Source organism: Aquimonas sp. (assembly GCF_044377145.1).
Lineage (GTDB): Bacteria > Pseudomonadota > Gammaproteobacteria > Xanthomonadales > Xanthomonadaceae > Aquimonas.
In genome coordinates this window covers 1-3,283 of sequence record NZ_JBILJQ010000164.1, presented here as the reverse complement: position 1 = coordinate 3,283, position 3,283 = coordinate 1, and the positions used below count along the sequence as shown (strand labels likewise).

Here is a 3,283-nt window from a genome sequence, read left to right as displayed (position 1 = left end):
CGTTCGAACAGGCGCAACGGCCGCGCAGAACCGCTACACCGATTTCAGCGGGCTCGATCAGCTGGTGCTGGTGGTGATGGGCGACGCCTTGATGCCGGCGGCGATGCTGGAACTGGCCTACACGCCGGGCGGCTCGCGCTACCTGCGGCGCGAGAGCATCAATGGCGCGGTCACCGTGACCCGCACCTTCGGCAGCGTCGAGGAGCTGCAGCGGCCGGACGGCACGCAACTGACCCGGCGCTACATCGGCGGCGTGCTGATCGAAACGCGGATCGGCACCGCGGCAGCGACCAAGCAGTACCTGTTCCACGATCATCTGGGCTCACTGGACGTGATCGCCAACGAGTCCGGCGCGGTGCTGGAGCGCTTGAGCTTCGACGCCCACGGCCAGCGGCGAGCGCCCACGCAGTGGACATCGACCCTGCCAGCGGTGGTATCCACCGTCACCCCACGCGGCTTCACCGGCCACGAGCACCTGGACGCCTTCGGGCTGATCCACATGAACGGCCGGGTCTACGACCCCGCGCTGGGCCGCTTTATCCAGCCCGACCCGATGCTCGATGCCGGCATCCAGGGCCTGAACCGCTACAGCTACGTGCTGAACAACCCGCTGAGCCTGACCGACCCGAGCGGCTACCTCTCGCTGGGCCAGATCCTGCGCACGGTGGTGGCGGTGGCGATCACGGTGTACACGGGCGGCGCGACTGGGGCTCTGTGGAGCCAAGCGCTGTACGGCCAGGCCTTTGCAGTGGCCGTCGCCGGCGGCTTTGCCGCAGGCGCGGTGCAATCGGGCACCCTGAAGGGCGGACTGCAAGGCGCCTTCTCGGCGGCGATCTTCTTCGGCATCGGCAGCTACTTCGACCAAGCCAACTCGGCCTCATCCTGGGCACGCACCGGCGACAAACTAAACACCATCGGTCGCGTGTCCAAGATCGTGGCGCACGGCGCAGCGGGTGGCATCATGAGCGACTTGCAGGGCGGCAAGTTCGCGCACGGCTTTGCGAGCGCGGGTTTTTCGGAAGCGGCTGGGCCATTGACGGAGGGCATTCAGAGCGACTTCCTGCGTGGCGCGGCGCATGCCCTGATTGGTGGCTCCGCCTCGTCATTGAGTGGCGGGAAGTTTGCGAATGGGGCGGTGACTGGGGCGATGAGTTTCGCATTCAATACGTTGGTGCATGAGCCGAAGTACGGGCCGGCAGATCCCGCAAAGGGCGCAGCAGCAGCAGCGGAGGCCAACGCTGCATTGGAAGAGGCTGGCCTCTTCAAGGTATATGGCGCCGCTGATGATCTCCAATTGGCGAAGGATTGGGCAGGTGTGGTTCATCCTATTAGTGAGAAGCATGGCGTGGAGATTGGGGCGGATATCTTTGCAGTGGAAGGAGGGCTCAGAGTGGGCCTAAGCATAAGTAGCGGCCAGCCCCATATGGTGCGAGGTCTTGGCTCGACCACACTTTCGGGAGGCACCCGGTTCGGAGCAATACATACTCATCCTAGTGCCATTACTTTCTCTGGGTCGGCTGCAGGGTACGACCTGCGGACAGCTGCCGTTTCTTACCCGCAAGGCAGTAACTGGAGCAGCTTCGGGGATCTTCGGAATGCCTACGATATGGGAATAAATGCATATGTGGCTTTGCCGGGTGGGAGGTTGGATTATTGGAGATACTCTGACTATCAGGCAGTTTCCGGGTCGGACTATTTCGTGCCCTTCGGAAGAGCGACGCAGTCTACAACCTACTAGGAGAGATCGAATGGGGCGCGTAAGTTTCCTATTTTTGGCGTTCTTCTCTACAGCGCTGATGGCTGCTGATGAGAATCGCTCTGGGTGCGTAAAGACGGGGTTTGTAGAGGATCCCGTATGCTCAGTGTCTCTGGTGGCGGTATTGTCTCGCCCTTCGGAATACGATGGCGTGTATGTTCGCACTAGGGGGTACTTGTCTTCGGGAGTTCCAGCGGTTCTGTTTGTGTCGAAAGAGGCTCATGATGCTTCGGATGCTGCAAGCTCAATAACTGTCTGGGGAGACCAGCTAAGAGGAATTCAGCTTGGAGGGCTATCAAGAGCTTGGGTTGAGGTCATCGGAAGATTCAGTGCCGAAAGATCGGCAGCGCCTGACCTCTTTGCGCCGGGCGTGTTTCACTCAGGAGCGATATCGGATGCGATCCGAATCTCTAATGTTGAGTCCGCATGGGGTACTGCGCGGATACACGTTGAACCCCCGCCTGGTTATTTGACGACCCCCTCTCAAGACTAGGGTTTCTCTGGCGCCTGCGCTGTGGCTTGATGCTGGTTGTAGTCCCAGCTGTCATCGCTACTTGGTCGTCGTGACTATTGGACGGGTGGAGTTTGCAGCCCGCGGCTTCGCAGCCAGCGCGGTGCAATCGGGCACCCTGAAGGGCGGGCTGCAAGGCGCCTTCTCAGCGGCGATCTTCTTCGGCATCGGCAGCTACTTCGACCAAGCCAACTCGGCCTCATCCTGGGCACGCACCGGCGACAAGCTGAACAGCATTGGCCGCGTGTCAAAGATCGTGGCGCACGGCGCAGCGGGTGGCATCATGAGCGACTTGCAGGGCGGTAAGTTTGCACACGGCTTTGCAAGTGCGGGCTTCTCGGAAGCGGCAGGACCATTGACGGAGGGCATTCAGAGCGACTTCCTGCGTGGCGCGGCGCATGCGTTGATTGGTGGCTCCGCGTCGTCATTGAGTGGCGGGAAGTTTGCGAATGGGGCGGTGACGGGGGCGATGAGTTTTGCATTTGGCTCGATGGCTCGTCGGAAGGATGATGAGGGGCTCGGCTACAACGCCCGCAAGAAAAGTGCGGGTAATGTCGAGTACCGGACTGACATGCCTGAGGAGTTTGCAGAGTTGCTTCGGAAGCACCCTGAGATAAACGCGAAGATGGACTCTGCAATGGAGGCATCGGATCAATGGGGCCCGAACAGAGAGCACGGATTCTATGGGTACACCCCGGATTCGGGTGAAGGCACCGCAGTGTTTGTGGATATGCCGGAGGCGCAATTTCGTTGGCGCTCTTTGTCGTACGGATTCATTCCGTATGTGCCGCCTCCCAGCATCGATGGCTATACGCTCCAAGTTGTCTATCACTCGCATCCTTTCGATGTTTGCTTTGCCAGGTGTTATCCCGGTCAAACTCTAATTGGACCTAGGGAAGCTCTGAACAACGCGACCAACTGAGCCCTGGGCGGTCCCCAGCCGATTTTTTCGGACCTTCAGCCTGCTATCGCTCACCTATTTTGATTCTTCGACTCGCCCAAGGCTCTTTCGAACC

At 60.3% G+C, this 3,283-nt stretch carries 2 protein-coding genes; both read left to right on the top strand.

From position 1 onward, the window contains the following. A partial coding sequence (locus ACIQ7H_RS22130) for an RHS repeat-associated core domain-containing protein (RefSeq protein ID WP_395795649.1) occupies positions 1-1,738 on the top strand: 1,738 nt, incomplete at its 5' end. A 572-nt stretch (positions 1,739-2,310) separates the two neighbouring features. Then, positions 2,311-3,189 (top strand): hypothetical protein, encoded by an 879-nt coding sequence (locus ACIQ7H_RS22125; protein ID WP_395795647.1) that lies wholly within the window; start codon positions 2,311-2,313, stop codon positions 3,187-3,189. Positions 3,190-3,283 lie beyond the last annotated feature (94 nt).